The following is a 20,265-nucleotide window of genomic DNA, read 5'->3' as shown; positions in this document are numbered from 1 at the left end:
GCCGCGCACGAGATGACGCGGAATACGGCGTGGGGTTGGTTACGGGCGCTTTTTCGGCTTCCCGCGCGGCGCCGCCGGTGCTTCGGCTGCACCAGAGACGTTGTTGGCCCCCTGCACGGCCCCGACCGCAGTCGGGTTGAGTGCCGGATCGGCAACGCGGGTGGTACCGCGAACCGAAGGTAACGCGCTCCCCGGAGCCCCGCCATTGGCGGCATTCGAGGCCGCCGCCACCTGCTGCTCCAGCCCCAGCCCGCGCAGCGACGCCGCCGTCGATGCCGCCATCCCACCCGAGATGTCGCGCTCCACATCCTGCCGCAACTTGGCGAACTGATCCTCCGTCGCCGAGGCGAGGACGAGGTTCACTATGACGGGCGAGATCGTATCGACCGGGACTCCGCGGTTGACGAGGTAGTTCATCACGTCGAGCGCCATGGCGTAACGCACGCCCGACTTGGTGCCGCGCAGGCGTTCCAGCTGCCGCACGTCGATCCCGTTGCGCAGCGCGTGCGCCCCGGCGACGATCTCGGCGTCGGGCGAAGCGGGGCCGAGGGCCTGGCGTGCCTTGCGCAGGTCGTCGGCCCAGCCGCGCACGACGGAGACGATCTGCGCGCCCGGTGCCCGCTTGCTCGCCCCTTCCAGCGCGCGGTCGACCAGCGGCTCGGTGGGGACCCCCGCCTTGCGGGCGTTCTCGATGATGGCATCGACCGCATCGCGCGTCTGCGCGTCGAGGCGGTTCGTTAGGCGCGGGTCACTCGCCTGCCAGTTGAAGGCGTTGAGCGAGAGCGCGCCGGTCGCGACGAGGGCAAGGCGGAAAAGGGAGCGCATGGCTCAGTTCCTCGCCTCGACCGTGACGACCGAATTGGCCGAGCCGAAGTCGCTCGACGTCTGCGGGCGCGTGGGATCGGTGATGCGCAGCTTGCCGTCGACCTCGAACTGGTACTCATAACGCCCCGGCGCCAGCGGGACGGTGATCACCCAGGCCCCTTCCGGCGAGACGCGCTCCATCGCGAAGCGCGTGGCATCCCAGTCGGAGAAATCGCCGACGAGCGCCACCGTGGACGCTTCGGGTGCGACGAGGATGAACTGCATGGGGACGGGCGCGTTGGGATCGCGGGTGACCTTGGCCACCGGTTGCATCGCCAGCTCGCCGCCAGGAGCAACGGTCACCGGCGACGGCGCCTGGTGCCCGGACTTCATGGCCTGCATCGACACGACACCGACCAGCGCGGCGGCCGCCGCCATCCCCGCGACCTGCGACACCGAGAAGGAGAAGGTGCGACGATACCACGGCCGCGCCGTGCCGTTGGAGCGGTACACCGTGATCGGGATGACCGCCGGCTCGATTGCCGACATGACGCGCTGGTCAAACCGCGCGTCGATCCCGACCGGGGCCTTGAGCTCCCGGGCGATCTCGGCAATGAATGGGTCGAAGTCGTCGTCGTGTACCATCACCGTTGCACCTCCTGCAACAGCGCCCGTAGGCGTTCGCAGGCTCGCTTGACTCGCATCTTGAGCGCGGATACACCGACTCCGGTGAGTTCCGCCATTTCCTCGTAGCCCAGCTCCTCCACATGCTTGAGCAGGAATGCCTCGCGCTGGTCGTCCTCGAGCATCATCAGCGCCCGATGGATCTCCTCACGCCACGCATTCTGCGCTTCCGGGTGCTCCTCCGCGGCATCGAGCAGCGCCACCTCATCCCGCACGAACGTCCGTTCGCGCCGCCCCCGCCGCGTCCCTGCCGTCCGACAGCGATTGGCCAGGATGCGAAAGAGCCACGAGCCAAACCGCGCCGGGTCATCGCACTTGGCCAACGACCGGTAGGCCCGGAGCAAGGCATCCTGCAACGCCTCCTCCGCATCCTCCCGATTCCCGAGCATTCGCGTCGCATAGCGCGCGAACTGTGCCCGGTAGCGTCCGACGAGGATGGCGTAGGCCGCGGTATCACCCGCGAGAACCCGTGCCACGACCTCGGCGTCGCCGTCGTCGCTCTGTAATGGAAGACCCTGCGAAATCGCCATTGGTCAATATCACGTAACAAGTCGCCGGACCCGACCGTACAACTACCAGTCCCCCAACGATTTACACAGCCTCATCGGCTTCGGAATCGAGGGGCGTCCGGCGCCGATCCCCGGTGGGGTGCCGCCGCTCGGAGTGTGCATTCGGCAGGGGGCGCCCAGACAATCTGACGACTCGCCTTCCCAAGTGCGAGGGTACACCACAGCGCGCCATCGGGTCGTTAGGCGTTTGTGCGCACCGTCACATCGCGCCTCACGCACAGCGCACGTTTCGTCGGCCAACTGTCGCACAAACACCAAGCGCGCTCGTCGGTGCGCCGATCATCGACCTCAGGCGCTACGAACTCCCTGCGGGTGAAAGCGCTCGCCCTTGCGCGCCATGTGCACCAGCGACTCGGCCGGGACAAATCGCCCACTAAAGCGGGAATTCAGCTCCTCCAGCCGATCGACGACGTGCCCGGCCCCCACGGCATCGATGTAACGGAAGGGGCCGCCGCGGAACGGTGGAAAGCCGATCCCGAAGACCGCGCCGATGTCGCCGTCGCGCGGCGAACGGATGATCTCCTCCTCCAGGCAGCGCACCGCTTCGTTCACCATGGACAGGACGCAGCGATCCTGGATTTCCCGCGCCGGGACCGCGACGCGTTGCGCACCGCCGGGTGTGAAGGCGTAGACCGACTCGTCCACGCCCCCCTTCTTCCCTTCCGCATCGTAGAGGTAGAAGCCCTTTCGCCCTTTGCGGCCCAGTCGCCCGGACTCGACCACCTTGCGCAGCGTCGACGACGGGGCGAGTCGCTCGCCAAAGGCCTCGATGAAGATCGCCCCCGACTTGCCGGCGATGTCGAGCCCGACCTCATCCAGCAGGGTGATCGGGCCAACGGGGAAGCCGAAGTCGAGGATCGCGTTGTCCACCGCATCGATGGCGGCGCCGCCGTCGACCAGCCGTCCACCTTCATTGAGGTAGGGGGCAAGGATGCGGTTGACGTAGAAGCCCGGCGCATCCTGCACGACGATGACGGTCTTTCCCAGCATCTTCCCGTATGCCACCGCCGTTGCCGTCACGTCGCGCGCCGTTCGCGGCGTCACGATGACCTCGAGGAGCGGCATCTTGTGCACGGGGGAGAAGAAGTGCATCCCGAGGACGCGCTCCGGGCGCTGCGACGCCTCGGCAATGCGGGCGATGGGGATCGTGCTGGTGTTCGACGCCACGATCGCGTGCGGCGGGATCACGGCCTCCACCTCGCGCACCACCTGCTGCTTGACGTGCAGGTCCTCGAAGACGGCCTCGATCACCAGGTCTACATTGCCAAAGCCGGAATAGTCGAGCGTTCCTCCCGCCAGGAGCAACTGGTGTTCCATCTGCAGGCGCGTGATGCGCTTCTTCGCGACGCCGTCCCGCAACACCTCGCGAATGGCGGCCAGCCCCTTCCCCACGCGCGCCAGGTCGGCGTCCTTGAGGCGCACCAGCGTCCCCTGCTGCACGGCAACAGTCGCAATGCCGGCCCCCATGAAGCCGGCGCCGAGGATGCCGAGCTTGCGGACCGGCTGCGTCGCCACGGGTGCATCGCCCACGCCACTGTCCTTCTTGAGGGCGGTGGAGGCGAAGAAGATCCCGATCAGCTCGCGCGACACCGGCGTCATCGCCATCTCGCCAAAGAGGCGCGCTTCCTCGCGATACCCCTTCTCCCGGTAGTGGAAGCCTGCGGCGACCGCCTCCAGCGCAGCGAGCGGCGCCGGGTAGTTCCCGCGCGTCTTCGCCATCGTCATCTCGCGCGCCTGGCGAAAGACGATGGCGCGCCCGACCGCGTTGTCGTCGAGGAGGAGCGCCTTGGCGTCGTGCTTGCGCGACGGCGGGTTGCGATCGCGCGTGCCATTGGCGATCTCGCGCGCGCGCTGCACGGCGATGCGCCGCAGGATGGACGGATGCACCATCTCGTGCACCAATCCCATCTGCAGCGCCTTGCGGGCGCGGATGTTCTTCCCCGAGAGGATCATGTCGAGCGCCGCTTGCAACCCCACCGTGCGCGGAAGGCGTTGCGTGCCGCCGGCGCCGGGAAAGATCCCCAGCTGCACTTCGGGCAGCGCCAGCACCGTCTTCGGGTGATCGGAGACGATGCGATAGGCACAGGCGAGCGCCGCTTCCAACCCGCCCCCCATGCACGCGCCGTGAATCGCCGCAACGACGGGGATACGCAGCTGCTCCAGCGTTTCCAGCAGGGCGTGACCATCGCGCGAGGCCTGCTCGGCCTGCGCCGCCGTGCTCCATGAGAGGAACTCGCCGATGTCCGCACCGGCAATGAACGAATCGGGCTTCCCCGAGAGGAGGACGGCGCCGACGATCGACTGATCGCGCTCCAACTGTCCGAAGACAACGCGGAACTCGTCCTTCACCGCCTGGGAGAACTTGTTGACGGGTTCGTCCGGGCGGTCGAAGGTGATGGTGGCGATGGCATCCTCGACGCTCAGCGATAGCGCGCTCATGATTCGTCTGGTCCTCTGTTCACGGCCGTTCCACGACCATGGCGAAGCCCAACCCGCCGGCGGCGCAGACGGTCATCAGGCCGAACTGACCATCGCGGCGGGCGAGTTCGTGGCACAGCGTCGTGGTGATGCGAGCACCGGTGGCGCCAAAGGGGTGGCCAATGGCAATGGAGCCGCCCATGACGTTGAGGCGCGACTCGTCGACGTCGCCGGTGGGCTCGGAGAAGCCGGCGCGCGCCGCCCACTCGCGCGAGGCAAGTCCCTGGATGTTCGACAGGACCTGCGCCGCAAAGGCCTCGTGCATCTCGATGAGGTCCATGTCGCGCAGCGTCAGGCCGGCGCGCGCGAGCGCGATGGGGGCAGCGAGCACCGGGGCCATGAGGAGCTGCTCCCCCGGATCCACCGCGGCGTACGCATACGAGCGAATGAAGGCGATCGGTTCGTAGCCTGTCGCCCTCGCGTGCTCCTCGCTCATGAGGAGGACCGCGGCGGCACCGTCGGTGAGCGGTGAGGCGTTCCCCGCCGTCACGCTCCCGTAGCGCTTGTCGAACACCGGATTGAGTGCGGCCAGCGCCTCGAGCGACGAATCCTCACGAATCCCGTTGTCGCTGGCGAGCGACTGCTCGAAGCGCGGCGGGATCCAGACGGGAGCAATCTCACTCGTCAGGCGCCCATCCTTCGTCCCGCGATGCGCATTGCGGTGCGAGCGCAGCGCCAGCGCGTCCTGTGCCTCACGCGGGATGGCGTTGATCTTGGCCATCTTCTCCGCACTCTGCCCCATCGTCTCGCCGGTGGAGGGCTCGGCGATGGCCGGTGTGACGGGGATCAGGTCGCGGGGGCGGATCCTGGCCAGCGCCTGCACGCGCGATACCAATGACTTGGCGCGCGACGCGGCGACGAGTGCGTCGGAGAAGCCGCGCGAGTGGAGGATGGGGACGTTGGAGAGTGACTCGGCGCCGCCGGCAATGACGACGTCGGCGTGGCCTAACGCGATCTGGTCGGCGGCGTCGGTGATGGCCTGGTTGGCGCTGGCGCAGGCACGGCTCACCGAGTATGCCTGCACTCCCTTGGGGAGGTGCGGGATGAGCGAGACCTCGCGGGCGATGTTGGGGGCGAGGACCGACGGGACGACAGTACCGAACACGAGCGCGTCGACCGCGTCGCCGGAGAGATTGGTCCGCTGAATCAACTCGGCCACCGAGAGGCGGCCCAGGTCGATGGCCGAGAGCGACTTGAGGACCGTCCCCGATCGGGCAAAGGGGGTGCGCACGCCGGCGACGATGGCGACACGGCGGCCGATGGGAGGGGGCATACTGCGGACGGGAGACGGGAGACGGGGGACGGGAGTGCCGGCGAGGCGCGGTCCGACCTCTGGCAATATCGCGCGCAGGGGGGATTCGCGCAGTACGTTGGGCTGCGGCGCGGAGGCGGGAGTGTTCGGTCAGCGAAGGGGGGGCGGCTCTGCGTTGAGAGGCATACCGGGGCGAGTGGCGTTCCGGTCGATGCGACGGTTTCTCCAACACCTTGGCGTGCGATGCAATCAACTCGGGTTCGGCGTGCGGTACCTGCAGTCTTCATTCTGTCGTTGATGGGGGCTGCGCCCCTTCTCCCTGCGCAGCAGCGTCCCCCGCAGGGCGGGACGCCCGAGCGCCAGGGGGCGCCAGCCGCGCAGGCGGGGGCGCAGGGGGCGGCCGCGACGCCGCGCCCCCCCGCCGATCCGGCCGGGGTGCGCATCTATGCGGACACGTCCTTTCGTTCGGCCGATACGGTCAGCATCAAGGGGAAGGCCGTTCCGTACCGCGTGACGGTCGGGACGCAGCCGGTGTGGGACGACAAGGGGGCGGTGATCGCCTCCATGTTCTACACGTACTACGAGCGCACCGACGTCGCGAACCGCGACGCGCGCCCACTGGTGATCTCGTTCAACGGCGGGCCGGGGTCGGCGTCGGTGTGGATGCACATCGCCTACACCGGGCCCAAGCAGCTGCGCATCGACGACGAGGGGTATCCGTTGCAGCCGTACGGCGTGCAGGACAATCCCAACTCGATCCTCGACGTCGCCGACATCGTCTACATCGACCCGGTGAACACGGGCTTCTCGCGCATCATCGGCGATGCCAGGCGCGAGCAGTTCTTCGGGGTGAACGAGGACATCAGTTACCTGGCGCGCTGGGTCGATGCCTTCGTCACGCGCAAGGGGCGGTGGACGTCGCCCAAGTACCTCATCGGCGAGAGCTACGGGACGACGCGCGTGGCCGGCCTCGTGGCGCGGCTGCAATCGTCGCACTGGATGTTCTTCAACGGGGTGATCCTGGTCTCGCCCACCGGGCTGGGTGTGGAGCGCGATGGGCCGGCGTCGGCGGCGTTGCGGCTGCCGTACTTCGCCGCCACGGCGTGGTACCACAAGGCGCTGCCTAACGACCTGCAGTCGCGCGACCTGGAGCAGCTCCTCCCCGAAGTCGAGACGTTCACGATCGACAAGCTCCTCCCGGGCATTGCACGTGGCGGATCGCTCCCGGCGGCGCAGCGCGCGGAGCTGGTCAAGCAGTTCGCCCGCTATAGCGGACTGTCGGAGAAGGTCGTGGGCGAGTACGCGATGAACGTCCCGACGCAGTTCTTCTGGAAGGAGTTGCTGCGCGGGCGCGGCGTGACAGTTGGGCGCCTCGACTCGCGCTATCAGGGGCTGGACCGCACCGATGCGGGGAGCGCTCCCGACTTCGACCCCGCGCTCACCGCCTGGAACCACGCCTTCGCCCCGGCCATCAACCACTACCTGCGCGAGGAACTCAAGTTCAAGACCGACCTGCAGTACTGGCTCTTTGGCCCGGTGAACCCGTGGAACCGCAGCGGCGAGCAGACGGGGGAACAGCTGCGGCAGGCGCTGTCGGAGAATCCATACCTCAACCTGATGGTGCAGTCGGGCTACTACGACGGCGGCACCGACTACTTCAACGCGAAGTACTCGATGTGGAACCTCGATCCGGCGGGGCGCGTGCAGGACCGGATGATGTGGAAGGGATATCGGTCGGGACACATGATGTACCTGCGGCGGGAAGACCTGGCGACGTCGAACGAGGACATTCGCCAGTTCATCGCCCGCACGACGCCGAGGCCCGGGCAGCCGGCAAAGCGTTAGGCAATGACCGACGCCATGGCGGCCGCGTTGCCGTTCGCCTGGCGGTCGCGCGCGCTCGGCGCCCTCGCGGCGTCGAGCGCGCGGTCCAATGCCCACACCAGTGCGCAAGCATTCGACCTGTTGGTCATTGGCGGCGGGATCGTGGGGTGCGGGGTGGCGCGCGACGCGGCGCTGCGCGGGCTCCGCGTGGCATTGGTGGAGAAGGGCGACTTTGCCAGCGGGACGTCGAGCCGTTCGTCGCGCCTGGTGCACGGCGGGGTGCGCTACCTGGAGCACGGGCACCTGCACCTCGTCTTCGAGTCGAGCCGTGAGCGGCGGCGCCTGTTGCGGCTGGCGCCGCACCTGGTGCGGCCGCTGTCGTTCACCTGGCCGGTGTACGAGGGGGCGCGGGTGGCGCAGTGGAAGCTCCTGGCGGGGCTCACGCTGTACGACGCGCTGGCGCTTTTTCGCAACGTCGGCAATCATCGTCGCCTCACGCGCGAGGCGGTGATGGCGCGGGAACCGGCGCTCACCACGGTGGGGCTCGTGGGCGGCGCCACCTATTGGGACGCGTCGACCGACGACTCGCGCCTAACGCTGGCCAACGCGCTGGGCGCGGTGGCGGCCGGCGCCGCGGTGGTCAACTACACCGCCGTCACCGCACTCCTGCACGGCACCGGACGCGTGACCGGCGCCATCGTACGCGACCTCGTGGGCGGGGGCGACGTGACGGTGCGGGCACGATGCATCGTGAGCGCGGCGGGGCCGTGGACCGATGCGTTGCAGCGGCTGGAGTTGCCAGGGCCAACGGGGCGTGCGGCCACGACGCCGTCCGATGCCGACGACGCACCGTCGCGTGCAATTCTCGGTTCGGCCGGCACGCACATCGCCGTGGCGCGCGAGCGCATCGGGAACGAGTCGGCAATCACCCTCGTGGCGCCGAGCGACGGTCGCGTGATGTTCGTCCTCCCGGCGGGGGAGCAGGCGATTGTCGGGACGACGGAGACGCCGGCGAAGGCAGGCCCCGACGAGATCCGCGCCACGCGCGAGGAGGTGCGCTACCTGCTCGACGCGTGCAACGCGAACTTTCCCGCCGCCATGCTGCGGGACGTCGACGTCATCTCGGCGTGGGCCGGGATTCGCCCGCTGGCCGCATCGCTTGCCGACCACGAGGCGGGGAGCGCGTCGCGCGAGCACACGATTGCGGAGGGGGCGGAAGGGGTGCTGTGGGTCACCGGCGGCAAGCTCACGACGTACCGCGCCATGGCCGAGGACGTGGTCGACCGCGCCTGCCAACAGTTAGGGCTCGAGGACCGCCCCGGGCGCCCCAACCGCGAGGTGGTGCTCCCGGGCGGGGCGATGCAATCGCTCTCGGCGACCGAAGCGGATGCGAGGGTCGGCGTGGGCGACGAGGCGATCGCCATGCGGCTGGCGGCGGCGTACGGGTGCGACTGGCGCCACGTCTGGCAGCTCACGCGCGAGGATCCCTGGTTGCGCGAGCGGATGGACGACGCGCACCCGTACACGCTCGCCGAAGCCGCCTATGCCTTCTCGCACGAGATGGCAATGACGTTAGGCGACGTGCTGCTGCGGCGCACGCACCTCGCGTTCGAGCTGCGCGACCATGGCGTGGCCGCCGCCGGCCGGCTGGCAACGCGACTTGCGCCGCGTCTCGGATGGGACGCGGCGCAGGTGACGGCGGAGCTGGTACGCTACGAGCGCGAGGTCGCGCGGATCTTCTCGATTGGCAGCTGACGGCGAGTCCGGCGCGCGCGCCGTCACGACCTGCGCAGGTGCGCGCGCACGGCCCCCACAAAGCGCGCGGCATCGGCGGGGTGGAACGACTCGAGGATGGGGCGCTTGTCGAGCTTCATGTCGGTGAAGGTCCAGGTGGGCTCCTTCACGTAGTCGAACTCGATGGCGCCGTCCTTGTACCGCACGTCGCTGAGCGACGAGACCTGGAAGCCGCGCGCCTTGTTGAGGATCTCGCCCAGCCCGACGGTGACCGACTTCTGCACCACACCCTTGATCAGGTCGGCCACCGCGCCCTCGTCCTTGTCGCGCGCATCCTCCTTCATCGACTTGTCGATCTCGGCCTTCACGCTGTTGCGCACCGAATCGGAGAAGGCGACCACCACGGAATCGTGGCGCAGCGACATGACGACGGCGCCGTCGGTGGACGTCATCGACACGGAGCCGTCACTGGCCTCGGTGAAGCTCGGCCCGGCGGCACGCACCGTTTTGTCCGTGCCCAGCGTGGCATCGACGCTGATGCCGGAGTCGCTCGAGACGGCGAGACCAACCGACGACTCCGCGTCCCGGCTTGCTGCCTCGTGATCCTTGCGCCCCGACCAACAGGCGGCGACGGCGAGGAGCGTGGCGAGCGGGAGGGCGGCGAAAGCGCGCTGGGAGGACATGGCGGGACTCCGGTCGGGACGGGTTGCGCCCCCCTACGGAAAACGCGCGCCGGAGGTTGCAGCTCCGGCGCGCGTGGTGGTGCAGGGACCAGCGGTATGCTGGCGGTGTCCGCACGGACCGCGCACGGAGCGCGAGCGGTGCGTCGGCCATCAGCGCACCGTGAAGCGGCGGGTGTAGACCAGGACCGCGCCGTAGCGCGAGTTGTCCATGTTGCCGCGTGTGGTGGCGGCCACACCGAGCTCCATGTCGCGCAACGCGACTATGGCCTCGATGTCGCTGGCCGAGATGGCGTCGACGCGAACGAAGACCGGGAGCCCGTCGAGGAAGATCTGCGCGCACCCCGAGGAGCCGGAAAAGCGGAGGCATCCACTGGGTGGGTTGTACCACTGGAGCCCCGCCAGGCGCCCGTCGCGAATGAGATCGCCGAGGGAGAAGGCGCGGGAGCGCATCTCCTCGATGTCGTCGGGTCCAAGGAAGCGCTGCATCCCGGCCCCGGAGACGGAGTTGAAGACGCGCCGCACGTCGTGCGCGATCGCGTCGCGCACGCTCGTTTCGGCGGCCTTGCCGGTGATGTAGATGGTGTCGCGCCGCGTCTCGTCCTTGAGGAGGTCGAAGTCGTCGGTGAGCACGGGATAGTATCCCTTGCGCCTGACGAGGAGCATGTACTTCCCCGGCTTCTTCGCGGTGAAGGTGAAGCCGCCGAAGACGTCGGTGGTGATGGTGTCGAGGACGTTCTGGCGCCGGTCGAGGAGGGCGACCTTGGTGGTGGCCACGGGGCGCTTGTCGGCACCAACGACGATGATCCCATCGATGGTCTGCGCCGACGCGGCGCCTCCCACCGTCACGAGCGCCGTACCTGCCAGAAGGGAAATGCGAACGAGGGCGTGCATGGTCTTCCTGACGAGAGGGTCCTGTCGCCTTCTACCCGCGTAATGGTCGCGGGTGCCATGCGGTGAATTGCGCCACGAAGGTGGTGCGAGACGACACCCCGCGAGAGTGGCGGCGTGTCGCCTCGACCCTACAGCTCCTCGGCCTGATGGATCGTGATCAACTCGATGATCTTGAGCTTGCGCGTGCGCGCCGGGAGCTTGAGGAAGGCAACCTCGCCCACCGCCTTGTTGATGAGCGCACGCCCGATGGGCGACGACATGGTCACGTGCCCGTCGTCGAAGTGATCGGCGTCGCCGAAGACGAGGGTGTACGACTCGGTGACCTGCGTGTCCTGGCACACGACCTTGACCCTGGAGCCCAGGCCGACGCGATCGGCCGGGATCATCGACATGTCGACCTGCGCGAGCTTGCTCAGGCGCTGGCGCAGCTGTCCCAGGCGCGCCTGCACGAACTGCTGGCGCTCGAGCGCCGCCTTGTACTCGGAGTTCTCGCGCAGGTCCCCCAGCTCGACCGCTTTGCGAATCTCGTTGGGGAGCGTGACGTTGAGCTCGTGCTGGAGCTTCTCGACTTCGGCGCCGAGTTTGTGCTTGAGGGCTTCGAGCATGGGACCCTACCGGCAATAAAAGGGTGCGCCCGGCCGTCTGAGGGTGGCCGGGCGCGTCGCTGGATGAAACCTAAGCGCGTCGTGTACCGATTTCAATTCTCGGGCGACGGGGCGCGGGGGGCGGGGTGGAGATGGGGACGCACGCATCGACTCGCGCACCGCCGCAACGCACCGCCGCACGCACCTCCGCAACGCACCCGCTACACTTCGCGCATGATCCGCATACACCGCCACGACGATGTCGTGCGACTCGAGATGTCGACTCGTCGCTCACGCACGGTGGGGGTCGCGGTGAGTGCCTTCCTGGTGCGCGGCGTGATGATCGACACCGGCTTCCCCGGAATAGGGGACGACGTCGAGCGCCTGTTGTCCAGCGAGCGGTTGCAGGGGGTGATGGTCACGCACTGGCACGAGGACCACGCCGGAAACCTCGACCGAGTGGTGCGCCGCGGTATTCCGGTCGCGGCCCACGCCGATACGCTGGCCCGCTCACGTGCCGCCGAGCGGATACCGGTGTACCGGCGGTGGACCTGGGGGCAGCCTCTTCCCTTCTCCGCTCTCATTACCCCGCTCGACGTCGACGGGTTGGAGCTGATTGCGACGCCCGGGCACTCGGCGGATCATCATGTCGTGTGGGATAGGACGACCGGGTCGCTCTTCGCGGGCGACTTGTTCATTGGCGTGAAGGTGCGCGTGGCGCATCACGACGAGTCGCCGCGCGCGCTCGTGGCGTCGCTGCGGCGCGTGCTGGCGTTGCAGCCGGCGCGCGTCTTCGATGCGCACCGCGGGCTCCTTCCCGATGCACTCGCAGCGCTGCGTGCCAAGGCGGACTGGACCGAGGAGATCATTGCGCGGGTGACCTCGATGGCGCGCGAGGGGGCGCCGCCGTCGCGCATCGAGCGCGAGGTGCTGGGCGCGCGCGAATCGACCGACTATGTATCGTTTGGAGAGTACTCGCGCGCCTCGCTGGTGCGCGCCATCCTGCACGAGTCGTCGCACCTGGCGGCCACAGCCGACGTGGCGGACGCACCGGCCGCGCGCGCCGAGAGTGGCGCTGGCGGCGGCGACGCTGACCGCGACGCTGGCGCCTAACGATCTGGCGGCGGCAGCCCCGGGGTTGCCGCAAGAAAGCCGGGCCACTTGCTTGTTCTTTGTACCCCGAGACCGGAACTCCACTTCGATGCCGTCCTTCCATCGCGCCCTGTTCGTCCCATCCGTCGCCCTGGCTGCTTTCGCCGCCGCCTTTGCCGCTGCCTGCGGCGGGAGCCTCGACGCCACGTCACCCGAGCCGGTGACCGGTACCGGGGAGGTCTATGCGCTGGCGACCACCGACGACATCAACATCCCCGCGAGCTTCATTTCCGAGGGGCGGACAGTCGAGGTGCGGAAGGGGGCGCTGACACTCGGCCCCGACTCGACCTTCATCTTCTCGCTCGCGCTACGCAGCTCGGCAAACGGGACGCAGCCGGCCAACGGAACGGTGACCATTCGCGGCGCCTTCCACCGCAGCGGGACGGCGCTGGCCCTGGTGCAGCAGGCGTCGGACACGCTCTTTGCCGGGACGTACACGACCAGCCTGGTGTCGCTGTTGCGCGGGAAGGCGTCGGTCGTGGGCGATCGCTACACCTTTTCTCGTTAGGGCCGCCGAGCGGGGCGCAGACGACCACGGGGGAGCCCATCGGCTCCCCCGTCGCACGTTGGGCGGTGCGGCTACCTGGTCTTCTCGTACTCGCTGCGCAGGCGCGCCATCATCGCCTCGCGCTGGTCATACAGGCGGCGCAGCGGGCGTTTGGCCTTCTTTGCCAACGCGTACGACGTGAGGAGCGGGAGCGCGACCGTCGAGTCGAGGTAGCAGACCACGGCGTCGGGGAGGCGATCGGGGTCGATCTTTCCCCAGCTCACCGCCTCGGCCGGCGTTGCACCTGACAGCCCCCCGGTGTCGGGGCGCGCGTCGGTGATTTGCAGGAAGTAGTCGTGCCCCTTCTCGTCGATGCCCAACACTTCCTGGATCTGCGGCTCCGTCTGCAACGCGAAGTTCTTGGGCGAACCGCCACCCAGGATGCAGACCGCGCTCTTTCCCCCGGTACGCTTGGCGTTGAGGACGATCGACGCCGTCTCGTTCACGTCGAGGTTGGGGTCGATGGTGCACTTGTTCCCGTCGAGCGAGAGCGCCGCGATGTTCATCCCGATCGACGAATCACCGGGTGACGAGGTGTAGATCGGGACGCCGCACTTGTAGGCGGCGCTCAGCAGCGACTTCTGCCCGATTCCGAGCTTGCGCTCGCGCTCGCGCACGTACTTTCCGCACAGCCAATGGAACTCGGCGCTCGACATGGCGCGCTGGAACTCCGGCCCCTGCACCACAGCGCGGAAGAAGGCGTCGGTGGAGAGGAGGACGTCGTAGTCGAAGAAGATGTCGTAGATGCGCACGACCCCTTCCTCGCGCAGCATCACGTCCGAGGTCTGCGGGTTGCCGCGATGCATGGCGAGCCCGAGCCCGAAGTGCGTGTCGTGGTAGAGATTCGCACCGGTGGAGATGATCCAGTCGACGAAACCCGCCTCGATGAGCGGGATCACCGCCGCCATCCCCAGCCCGGCCGGCGTGAGCGCACCGGTCATGGTGAGGCCGATGGTGACGGAGGGGTCGATCATCTTCTCGGTGAAGAGCTGGCACGCCTCGCGGAGCCGCCCGCCGTTGTAGGCGAGGTACGTCCCGTCGATGAGGTCGACGACCTTCTCCTTCCCGTTGATCCTGCGCGGATCGATGCGCCCGCCGCGCAGGAAGCGCGACGCCGCCCCCGCCGTGTGCGCCTTCCCCGACTTCTCCCGCGCCTCGGCCGCCTTCTTCTGCGAAGACTTGGGCCCCGACGCAGAGGCGCGCTTCACCGTCGCCCCGATGCGCGACGCCTTGTGCCCGAGGCTGCGCCCCTCGGCTGCATGGGCCCCGGCTTTCGCTGGGGCGCTCGCTACGCTCTTGTCTTCTCGTCTTCTCGTCTTCTGCGTCTTGATCAAGGTTCCTCCAATCGCGCGCGCGCCGCGCTGAGTTGCGCCCCATATGCGGCAATCACTGCCTGCGCCGCTTCCTCGGGGTCGTCGGTGACGAGTAGCAGGTCCATGTCGCCGGGCGAGATCTTCTTCTCCACCAGGACTCGCGAGTTGAGCCAGCGAATGAGCCCGGCCCAGTAGTGTGTCCCGAACAGGATCACGGGGAACTGGTAGATCTTCCCCGTCTGGATCAGGGTGAGTGCCTCGAACAGCTCATCCAGCGTCCCGAAGCCGCCGGGGAAGATGACGAAGGCGTTCGAGTACTTGATGAACATCGTCTTCCGCACGAAGAAGTAGCGGAAGTTGATGAGCGTATCGACGTACGGGTTGGCTCCCTGCTCGAACGGGAGCTCGATGTTGCAGCCGATGGAGGGGGCGCCCGAGAGCTTGGCTCCCTTGTTGGCCGCCTCCATGATCCCCGGGCCGGCGCCGGTGAGGATGGCGAAGCCCGCCTCGGCGAGGAGGCGCGCCGTTTCCAGCGCCGCCTGGTATTGCGGATCGTCGGGGCCGGTGCGCGCCGAGCCGAAGATGGTGACCCCCTTCGTCACCTTGGCCAGCGTGTCGAAGCCCTCGACGAACTCGCTCTGGATGCGCATCACGCGCCACGGGTCGGAGCGCGTGAACGACTCGCCCGAGACCACGGGCTGGAGGAGCTTGGCGTCCTCGGTGAGCGGGAGCGGGTCGCGGATGGTGTCGTCAATGACGCGGTGCGCGCCGCTGGTGCGGGCGGGGGACGACTCCGACGGCGGGCGCCGCCCCGCGGCCCGGTGGCCAATCTCGGTGCGCTCCTTCAATCCCTCCAGCGCTTCCTTGCCGGCGTCGGCCAGTCGCTCGGGATCGATGGATTGGGCGCCGCGGCGCCGCTGTTGCTTACGCTGGGCCATCTCGCGGTTAAGATCGTGAGCAGTTGGGCGCGCCATGCGCGCAACACGCGCAGGAGCTTAGCGTATCACACGATGGGGCGGAATCGTTCTCCCGCACCCAGGCGTTGATCGTACGCCCTGATCGTGGAAGTTGATCGCAAGCCCTGATGGCAGGCGTTGCCCGAGCGGCGATACGTATCGTTCGCAACAACCGTCGGTCTCCCTCCCCCCCTCCCCCTCTCCACAGCCTTCGCGCTCGTCACTCGCTGTGCCCGTCATCATTCTCGTCGCCGATGGTGCCCGTCCCGATACGCTGCGCGCGTTAATGGACGACGGCACGCTGCCGCATCTCAGTGCCCTGCGGAGCGACGGCGGAATGCACACGGTGACGACCGCCTGGCCGTCGGTGACCGGCGTGGCGTACACGCCCTTCCTCATGGGACGCTTTCCCGGCGGGGTGGGCCTTCCCGGGCTGCGGTGGTACGATCGGACCCGCCGCATTGCGCCGTGGATGGCGCATGCGCGGAGCTACGTGGGGTTGGGGATGCGCCACGTGGACCGCGACCTCGACCCCGGCGCCCCCACCCTGTTCGAGTACGCCGACTCGTCGCTGGGGGCGCTGACGGTGATTGGGCGCGGGTTGCCGAACGTGCACCGGCTGGGGCGCGGCGCGCGTTTCGTGGCGCGCGCAGCCCGCACGCACTTTCTGGGCGACGTGCGAGGCTGGCTGGCGATCGACCGCGACATTGGCGCCGAAGTGGTGCGGCGCGTGCGCCGCGACGAGCCGGACTTTGTCTTCGCGGCCTTCACGGGAATCGACAAGGCGTCGCATGCAGGAGGGCACGACACCGCGGTGGTGCGCCGCGCCATGGGGAACCTGGACGCCGTGGTGGCGGCGCTGCGCCACGATGCCGAGCGCGCCGGGCGCTGGGAGTCGTTGCACCTGTGGATCGTGAGCGATCACGGACACTCGCCCGTGCACCGGCACGACGACCTCGCCGTGCTGTTTGCGGAGCGGTGGGGGTTCCGCACGCTGGCGCACCCGTGGACGCTGGGGACTGGACACGAGGTGGCGGTGATGGTGAGCGGGAACGCGATGGCGCACGTGTACCTGGAACTCTCGCGCAGCGAGCGCCCGTACTGGCCGGCGCTGGAGGGGCGTTGGCGGGGGGTGGCGGAGGCGCTGCTGGCGCGCGAGTCGGTGGACCTGCTCATTCTCCCGCACGCGCCGGGGCTGGCGGAGGTGCGCTCGCGCACCGGGGGGCGGGCGATGGTGTCGATGGAGCCGGGGGAGGAGGGGGAGCGCTACGGGTATCACCCGCTGGAGGGGAACCCGTTAGGCATCGCGCCGCTGGACGGCGCCACGGCGCGCGAGGCGTTCGACGCGACGATCGACGGCGACCACCCCGACAGCGTCGTACAGATTGCCCACCTGGCCACGGCGGCGCGCGCCGGCGACCTGCTGGTGTCGGCGGCGCCGGGGTGGGACTTCCGCGACCGCTACGAGCCCATCCCGCATCGATCGTCGCACGGCGCGCTGCACCGCGACCACATGCTGGTCCCGCTGCTCACGAACCACCCGGTGGCGCAGCCGCCGCGCCGCACGGTGGATGTGATGCCCAGTGCGCTGGCGGCGCTTGGGGTCCCCGCGCCGGCCGGACTCGACGGTGAGTCGTTTGTCGCCGAGGGGCGGAGCCTTGCGTTGAGCGCACTGGGGTGAGAGCGTAGAGGCCATAGCAGGTGTGGGATGGCTTCCAGCCGACTTGCAGCCGTCACCGGAGTGTGCGCGCAGCGCCACGCCGCCGGCCGACTCCAACGAACGAGGATATGACGATGCGACGCGGCACCCTCCTGCTCGGCGCGGCACTGTTGGGCGTAGCGTGTGGTGGCGGTGGCGGAAGCGCGGCCGGGTCGGTGTCAGGCGGCGGCCCGAAGACAACGGCCGGCTCCCCCGCGCGCGGGAGCGCCAACGTGATCCTCAGCGATGAGATCGAGGCGTCGGGGGCGACCAATGCGCTCGATGCCATCCAGCGCCTGCGGCCGGCGATGCTACGCGGGCGCGGCGCGGTGACGCTCGAAGCGTCTGCCGGCGGCCCGGTGGCGATCATGCTGCGTGTGGATGACATCCTGGTCGGGACGATAGACCAGGCGACGAACATCGCCGCGCTCTCGATCAAGGAGATTCGCTTCCTGAGCCCCCCCGACGCCACGACGCGCTTCGGCACCGGCTATCCCAAGGGGGCAGTGCTGATCACGACGAAGCGGAGATAGTCCGGCGGGTCCCCAGCTTTCGCTGGGGGCAGGCTTCTCGTCCCCAGCTTTCGCCGGGGCTGCTTCTCGTCCCCAGCCTTCGCTGGGGCAGGCATCTCGTCTTCTCCAGCAATCGCAAACGCCCGGCCGGAAGCTCCCTCCCGACCGGGCGTTCTCCTTTCTCACGTAGCAGAAGGCGTCCTCTCGTACTACGGCACAACCTGCGCCTTCGGCTCGATGCGCACGATCCAAAGCCCATTGTACATGTCGTTGACGTAGGCGAGGCCGTTCTTCACGACGACGCCCCAGGTCATGGCCGTGTTCTTCACGCGCCCATCCATGTCGGCGGTGTTGAGGTGGCCGATCTCGCGCCCCTGGGCGCGCAGGTCACCGCGCAGCTCGCCCGAGATATCGAAGGCGCGGAAGCCGCCGTTGTAGGCGCCCATGTAGAGCGTGTCGCCGGCGACCCAGACGTTGTGCACGCCGCCGAACTCCGGCTCGTAGTAGGCGACCGAGCGCGGCTTGGCCATGTCGCTCACGTCGATGACCTGCAGTCTCCCATACGCACGCCCGGCCGAGGCATCCTTGGCCCCCTTCACCCCTTCACTGGGGAAGACCTCGTCGGCAATGAAGACATAGTTCTTGTGGCGCCACGCGGTGTGCGTCCCGCGGATGAAGCCGGGGCCTCCGCTCGCCTCCACGTCGCGGTAGAGGAAGTTGAGGTCGTACTTGTACTGCGACACCAACTGCGGATTGCTGGGCGTGCCCCCCTTCATTCCGTTGCCAACGTCGAGGATCACCAGCCCGTCGTTCCAGTACGAGGCGTAGAGGAGCCCGCCCTGCACGTCGATGTCGTGCAGCGTGCGCCCGGCATCGCCGAACGAGCGCGGGGTGCGCCACTGCGCCACTTCTTTCGGCTTGTAGGGGTCGTTGATGTCGATGACGTGCAGCGCGCCGGTGCCGTCGTTGGTGAGGTAGATGTGCGTCCCGTACTTCTCCTGCTGGAAGATGAAGGCGGAGTGAACGCCGGCGGTCACACCCTCGGTGAACTCGGAGATGACCTTGGGGTGCAGCGGGTCTTCGAGCGAGCAGATCACGATCCCGTTCTTGCGGTCGCTGGCCCCTTCGCGCGTGAAGACGAGGAACTTCCCGTCGGGGGTCGTCATCACGTCGTTGACTCGGCGCGTGTTGCTGACGATGGAGTCGGTGATGACGGGCTTGGACGGGTCGGAGATGTCAATGGCCACCATGACGTCTCCGCCGCCGCCGGAGCCGAGGTAGGCGACCTTTCCGTTGGGATGGAGCCAGACTTCCTCGGTGGTGAAGCGCATGCGCGGGAGTCGCCCAACGACGGTGAGCGCTCGGCGGACCTCGCGCGCGCCGACGCGCACGACCGCCTGTGCGGTGCGCGCCCCCTGCACGGCGGTGATGACGTACTCACCCGGTGTGTAGGCCGTGAAGGTCCCGTCCTGTTCGATGGAGCCTTCGCCCGGCGAGAACGACCATGAGGTCGAGAGCCCGGCAACGGTGTTGCCCCGCGCGTCCCTGGCGGTGGCGCGGAAGCGCTGCACGTCTCCCTGCCGCGCATCGACGCGCGCGGGGAGGAGTTCGAGCGACGCGACCTGTGCGCCGACGACCTCGACGGGGACCTTGACCGTGGCGGCGCCGGCCTTTCCCGTGAGCGTCGCCTTTCCCGCGGCGGCGCCGGTGACCATCCCATCCTGGTCGACGCGGGCCACGTTAGGCGCGGACGAGCTCCACGCGACCTGGTCCTGCGCGCGGAGGTCGTTGGTCTTGGAGAAGACCTGCGCGCCGAGCCGCAGCCGTTGTCCCAGGGCAAGCTTGAGCGCGCCGTGCGACGGCGTGATCGAAGCCGCGGGGCCGGCGACCATGCGCACCTCGAAGCGTTCGACCTTGGGACGCGCACCGGGAATGATCGCCACCGCCACGACGGGGAGCGTCCCCGTCGCGCCCGACTCGACGAGTCCCAGCGTATCTACCGTCCCCTCGAAGCGCCCGCCTTGCGCCTGGAATCGTATGCGCACGCCGGGGACCGGCTGGCCACTCGCATCCAGCGCCTGGGCGCTCAGCCGCAACGTGTCGCCGGCGACCATGGTGGGTTTCGTCGGGGCGACGACGATCTTCGCGACCTCGGGAGCCTGGGCGCCGAGGGGCGCGGCGCTGGCGAGAGTGATGAGGAGGAGGGTATGGGCTGGTCGCATGGGGAGACTGGGACGTGGTCGAGAGGGCGTATGGTCAATGAAGTTCAACTACTCAAACCTTTGAACACGGAGGACACACGGAGGCACGGAGGACCACGGAGAACAGCAGTGCCAAGGTCTTCCCCGTGTACCTCCGTTCCTCCGTGTGTCCTCCGTGTTGAAAGCACTTGGAAACACCAGCATCGCAACGACTGCCAGGATTGCTGCGAATCATCGTGGAATGGTCTTGTAGCTGGGCGGAAAGACAAGCGCGCGAAAGCGCTGGTACGGCGAGCGGTCAACGAAGTTCAACTACTCAAACCCTTGAACACGGAGGACGCACGGAGGCACGGAGGACCACGGAGAACAACAGTGCCAAGGT

Annotated in this window: 17 protein-coding genes; 6 read left to right on the top strand and 11 right to left on the bottom strand. The window is 68.4% G+C overall.

All coding sequences use genetic code 11. From position 1 onward, the window contains the following. Window positions 1-39 precede the first annotated feature (39 nt). The 5 genes from IT359_21310 to fadI all read right to left on the bottom strand — a co-directional run bounded on the left by IT359_21310 (window position 40) and on the right by fadI (window position 5,808). Window positions 40-825, bottom strand: a complete 786-nt coding sequence (locus IT359_21310) for a hypothetical protein (protein ID MCC6931542.1) — start codon at window positions 823-825, stop codon at window positions 40-42. Window positions 826-828: 3 nt separating this feature from the next. Then, window positions 829-1,452 carry a glycogen-binding domain-containing protein gene (locus tag IT359_21305; GenBank protein MCC6931541.1) on the bottom strand — a complete coding sequence of 208 codons (624 nt, stop codon included), beginning with the start codon at window positions 1,450-1,452 and terminating at the stop codon, window positions 829-831. Then, on the bottom strand, window positions 1,449-1,964 hold the full coding sequence (locus IT359_21300) for an RNA polymerase sigma factor (GenBank protein ID MCC6931540.1): 516 nt from the start codon (window positions 1,962-1,964) through the stop codon (window positions 1,449-1,451). Before IT359_21300 ends, IT359_21305 begins: the two co-directional genes overlap by 4 nt. Window positions 1,965-2,345: 381 nt before the next feature. Then, window positions 2,346-4,496, bottom strand: a complete 2,151-nt coding sequence (fadJ, locus tag IT359_21295; GenBank protein MCC6931539.1) for a fatty acid oxidation complex subunit alpha FadJ — start codon at window positions 4,494-4,496, stop codon at window positions 2,346-2,348. Window positions 4,497-4,515: 19 nt separating this feature from the next. After that, entirely contained in the window at window positions 4,516-5,808 is a 1,293-nt protein-coding gene (gene fadI / locus IT359_21290) for an acetyl-CoA C-acyltransferase FadI (protein MCC6931538.1), read from the bottom strand. A 273-nt stretch (window positions 5,809-6,081) separates the two neighbouring features. On the opposite strand from fadI, the gene IT359_21285 reads away from it, so the two are divergent. Beyond that, a complete protein-coding gene (locus IT359_21285; GenBank protein ID MCC6931537.1) occupies window positions 6,082-7,632 on the top strand; it encodes a hypothetical protein in 1,551 nt (516 codons plus the stop codon). Window positions 7,633-7,647: 15 nt separating this feature from the next. After that, window positions 7,648-9,366, top strand: coding sequence for a glycerol-3-phosphate dehydrogenase/oxidase (locus tag IT359_21280; GenBank protein ID MCC6931536.1), 1,719 nt, complete (start codon window positions 7,648-7,650; stop codon window positions 9,364-9,366). A gap of 23 nt (window positions 9,367-9,389) precedes the next feature. On the opposite strand, the gene IT359_21275 is transcribed toward IT359_21280, so the two are convergent. From IT359_21275 to IT359_21265, 3 genes are all read right to left on the bottom strand, one after another. Continuing rightward, complete coding sequence (locus tag IT359_21275) at window positions 9,390-10,028, bottom strand: hypothetical protein (GenBank protein ID MCC6931535.1); 639 nt, start codon at window positions 10,026-10,028, stop codon at window positions 9,390-9,392. 150 nt (window positions 10,029-10,178) lie between these two features. After that, the gene (locus tag IT359_21270; GenBank protein MCC6931534.1) at window positions 10,179-10,919 is read right to left on the bottom strand and encodes a carboxypeptidase regulatory-like domain-containing protein; all 741 of its coding nucleotides are present in this window, start codon (window positions 10,917-10,919) and stop codon (window positions 10,179-10,181) included. Window positions 10,920-11,047: 128 nt separating this feature from the next. Beyond that, window positions 11,048-11,524 (bottom strand): GreA/GreB family elongation factor, encoded by a 477-nt coding sequence (locus IT359_21265; GenBank protein MCC6931533.1) that lies wholly within the window; start codon window positions 11,522-11,524, stop codon window positions 11,048-11,050. Between the two features lie 213 nt (window positions 11,525-11,737). Between IT359_21265 and IT359_21260 the strand changes: the two genes are divergently transcribed. Next, entirely contained in the window at window positions 11,738-12,616 is an 879-nt protein-coding gene (locus IT359_21260) for an MBL fold metallo-hydrolase (protein MCC6931532.1), read from the top strand. Window positions 12,617-12,704: 88 nt separating this feature from the next. Next, the gene (locus tag IT359_21255; GenBank protein MCC6931531.1) at window positions 12,705-13,163 is read left to right on the top strand and encodes a hypothetical protein; all 459 of its coding nucleotides are present in this window, start codon (window positions 12,705-12,707) and stop codon (window positions 13,161-13,163) included. A gap of 71 nt (window positions 13,164-13,234) precedes the next feature. Here IT359_21255 and IT359_21250 read toward each other — a convergent pair whose 3' ends face one another. Further along, window positions 13,235-14,536: a deoxyhypusine synthase gene (locus IT359_21250; GenBank protein ID MCC6931530.1), complete on the bottom strand. Its 1,302-nt coding sequence runs from the start codon at window positions 14,534-14,536 to the stop codon at window positions 13,235-13,237. Continuing rightward, window positions 14,533-15,453 carry a TIGR00730 family Rossman fold protein gene (locus tag IT359_21245; GenBank protein ID MCC6931529.1) on the bottom strand — a complete coding sequence of 307 codons (921 nt, stop codon included), beginning with the start codon at window positions 15,451-15,453 and terminating at the stop codon, window positions 14,533-14,535. Before IT359_21245 ends, IT359_21250 begins: the two co-directional genes overlap by 4 nt. A 247-nt stretch (window positions 15,454-15,700) precedes the next feature. Between IT359_21245 and IT359_21240 the strand changes: the two genes are divergently transcribed. Next, a complete protein-coding gene (locus tag IT359_21240) occupies window positions 15,701-17,152 on the top strand; it encodes an alkaline phosphatase family protein (GenBank protein MCC6931528.1) in 1,452 nt (483 codons plus the stop codon). Between the two features lie 113 nt (window positions 17,153-17,265). Then, a complete protein-coding gene (locus tag IT359_21235) occupies window positions 17,266-17,703 on the top strand; it encodes a hypothetical protein (GenBank protein ID MCC6931527.1) in 438 nt (145 codons plus the stop codon). A gap of 188 nt (window positions 17,704-17,891) precedes the next feature. Here IT359_21235 and IT359_21230 read toward each other — a convergent pair whose 3' ends face one another. Further along, the gene (locus tag IT359_21230) at window positions 17,892-19,904 is read right to left on the bottom strand and encodes an Ig-like domain-containing protein (protein MCC6931526.1); all 2,013 of its coding nucleotides are present in this window, start codon (window positions 19,902-19,904) and stop codon (window positions 17,892-17,894) included. Window positions 19,905-20,265 lie beyond the last annotated feature (361 nt).

This window comes from Gemmatimonadaceae bacterium (genome assembly GCA_020852815.1).
Taxonomy (GTDB): Bacteria; Gemmatimonadota; Gemmatimonadetes; order Gemmatimonadales; family Gemmatimonadaceae; genus SCN-70-22.
The sequence above is the reverse complement of the archived record's forward strand: the minus strand, read 5'-3'. Positions and strand labels throughout refer to the sequence as shown.

Excerpts from the sequence above, each read along its gene's own strand:
- IT359_21255 (MCC6931531.1), top strand. The coding sequence starts at position 12,705 with ATGCCGTCCTTCCATCGCGCCCTGTTCGTCCCATCCGTCGCCCTGGCT.
- IT359_21260 (MCC6931532.1), top strand. The coding sequence starts at position 11,738 with ATGATCCGCATACACCGCCACGACGATGTCGTGCGACTCGAGATGTCG.
- IT359_21245 (MCC6931529.1), bottom strand. The coding sequence starts at position 15,453 with ATGGCCCAGCGTAAGCAACAGCGGCGCCGCGGCGCCCAATCCATCGAT.
- IT359_21275 (MCC6931535.1), bottom strand. The coding sequence starts at position 10,028 with ATGTCCTCCCAGCGCGCTTTCGCCGCCCTCCCGCTCGCCACGCTCCTC.
- IT359_21280 (MCC6931536.1), top strand. The coding sequence starts at position 7,648 with ATGGCGGCCGCGTTGCCGTTCGCCTGGCGGTCGCGCGCGCTCGGCGCC.
- IT359_21310 (MCC6931542.1), bottom strand. The coding sequence starts at position 825 with ATGCGCTCCCTTTTCCGCCTTGCCCTCGTCGCGACCGGCGCGCTCTCG.
- IT359_21230 (MCC6931526.1), bottom strand. The coding sequence starts at position 19,904 with ATGCGACCAGCCCATACCCTCCTCCTCATCACTCTCGCCAGCGCCGCG.
- fadI (MCC6931538.1), bottom strand. The coding sequence starts at position 5,808 with ATGCCCCCTCCCATCGGCCGCCGTGTCGCCATCGTCGCCGGCGTGCGC.
- IT359_21235 (MCC6931527.1), top strand. The coding sequence starts at position 17,266 with ATGCGACGCGGCACCCTCCTGCTCGGCGCGGCACTGTTGGGCGTAGCG.
- IT359_21270 (MCC6931534.1), bottom strand. The coding sequence starts at position 10,919 with ATGCACGCCCTCGTTCGCATTTCCCTTCTGGCAGGTACGGCGCTCGTG.
- fadJ (MCC6931539.1), bottom strand. The coding sequence starts at position 4,496 with ATGAGCGCGCTATCGCTGAGCGTCGAGGATGCCATCGCCACCATCACC.
- IT359_21265 (MCC6931533.1), bottom strand. The coding sequence starts at position 11,524 with ATGCTCGAAGCCCTCAAGCACAAACTCGGCGCCGAAGTCGAGAAGCTC.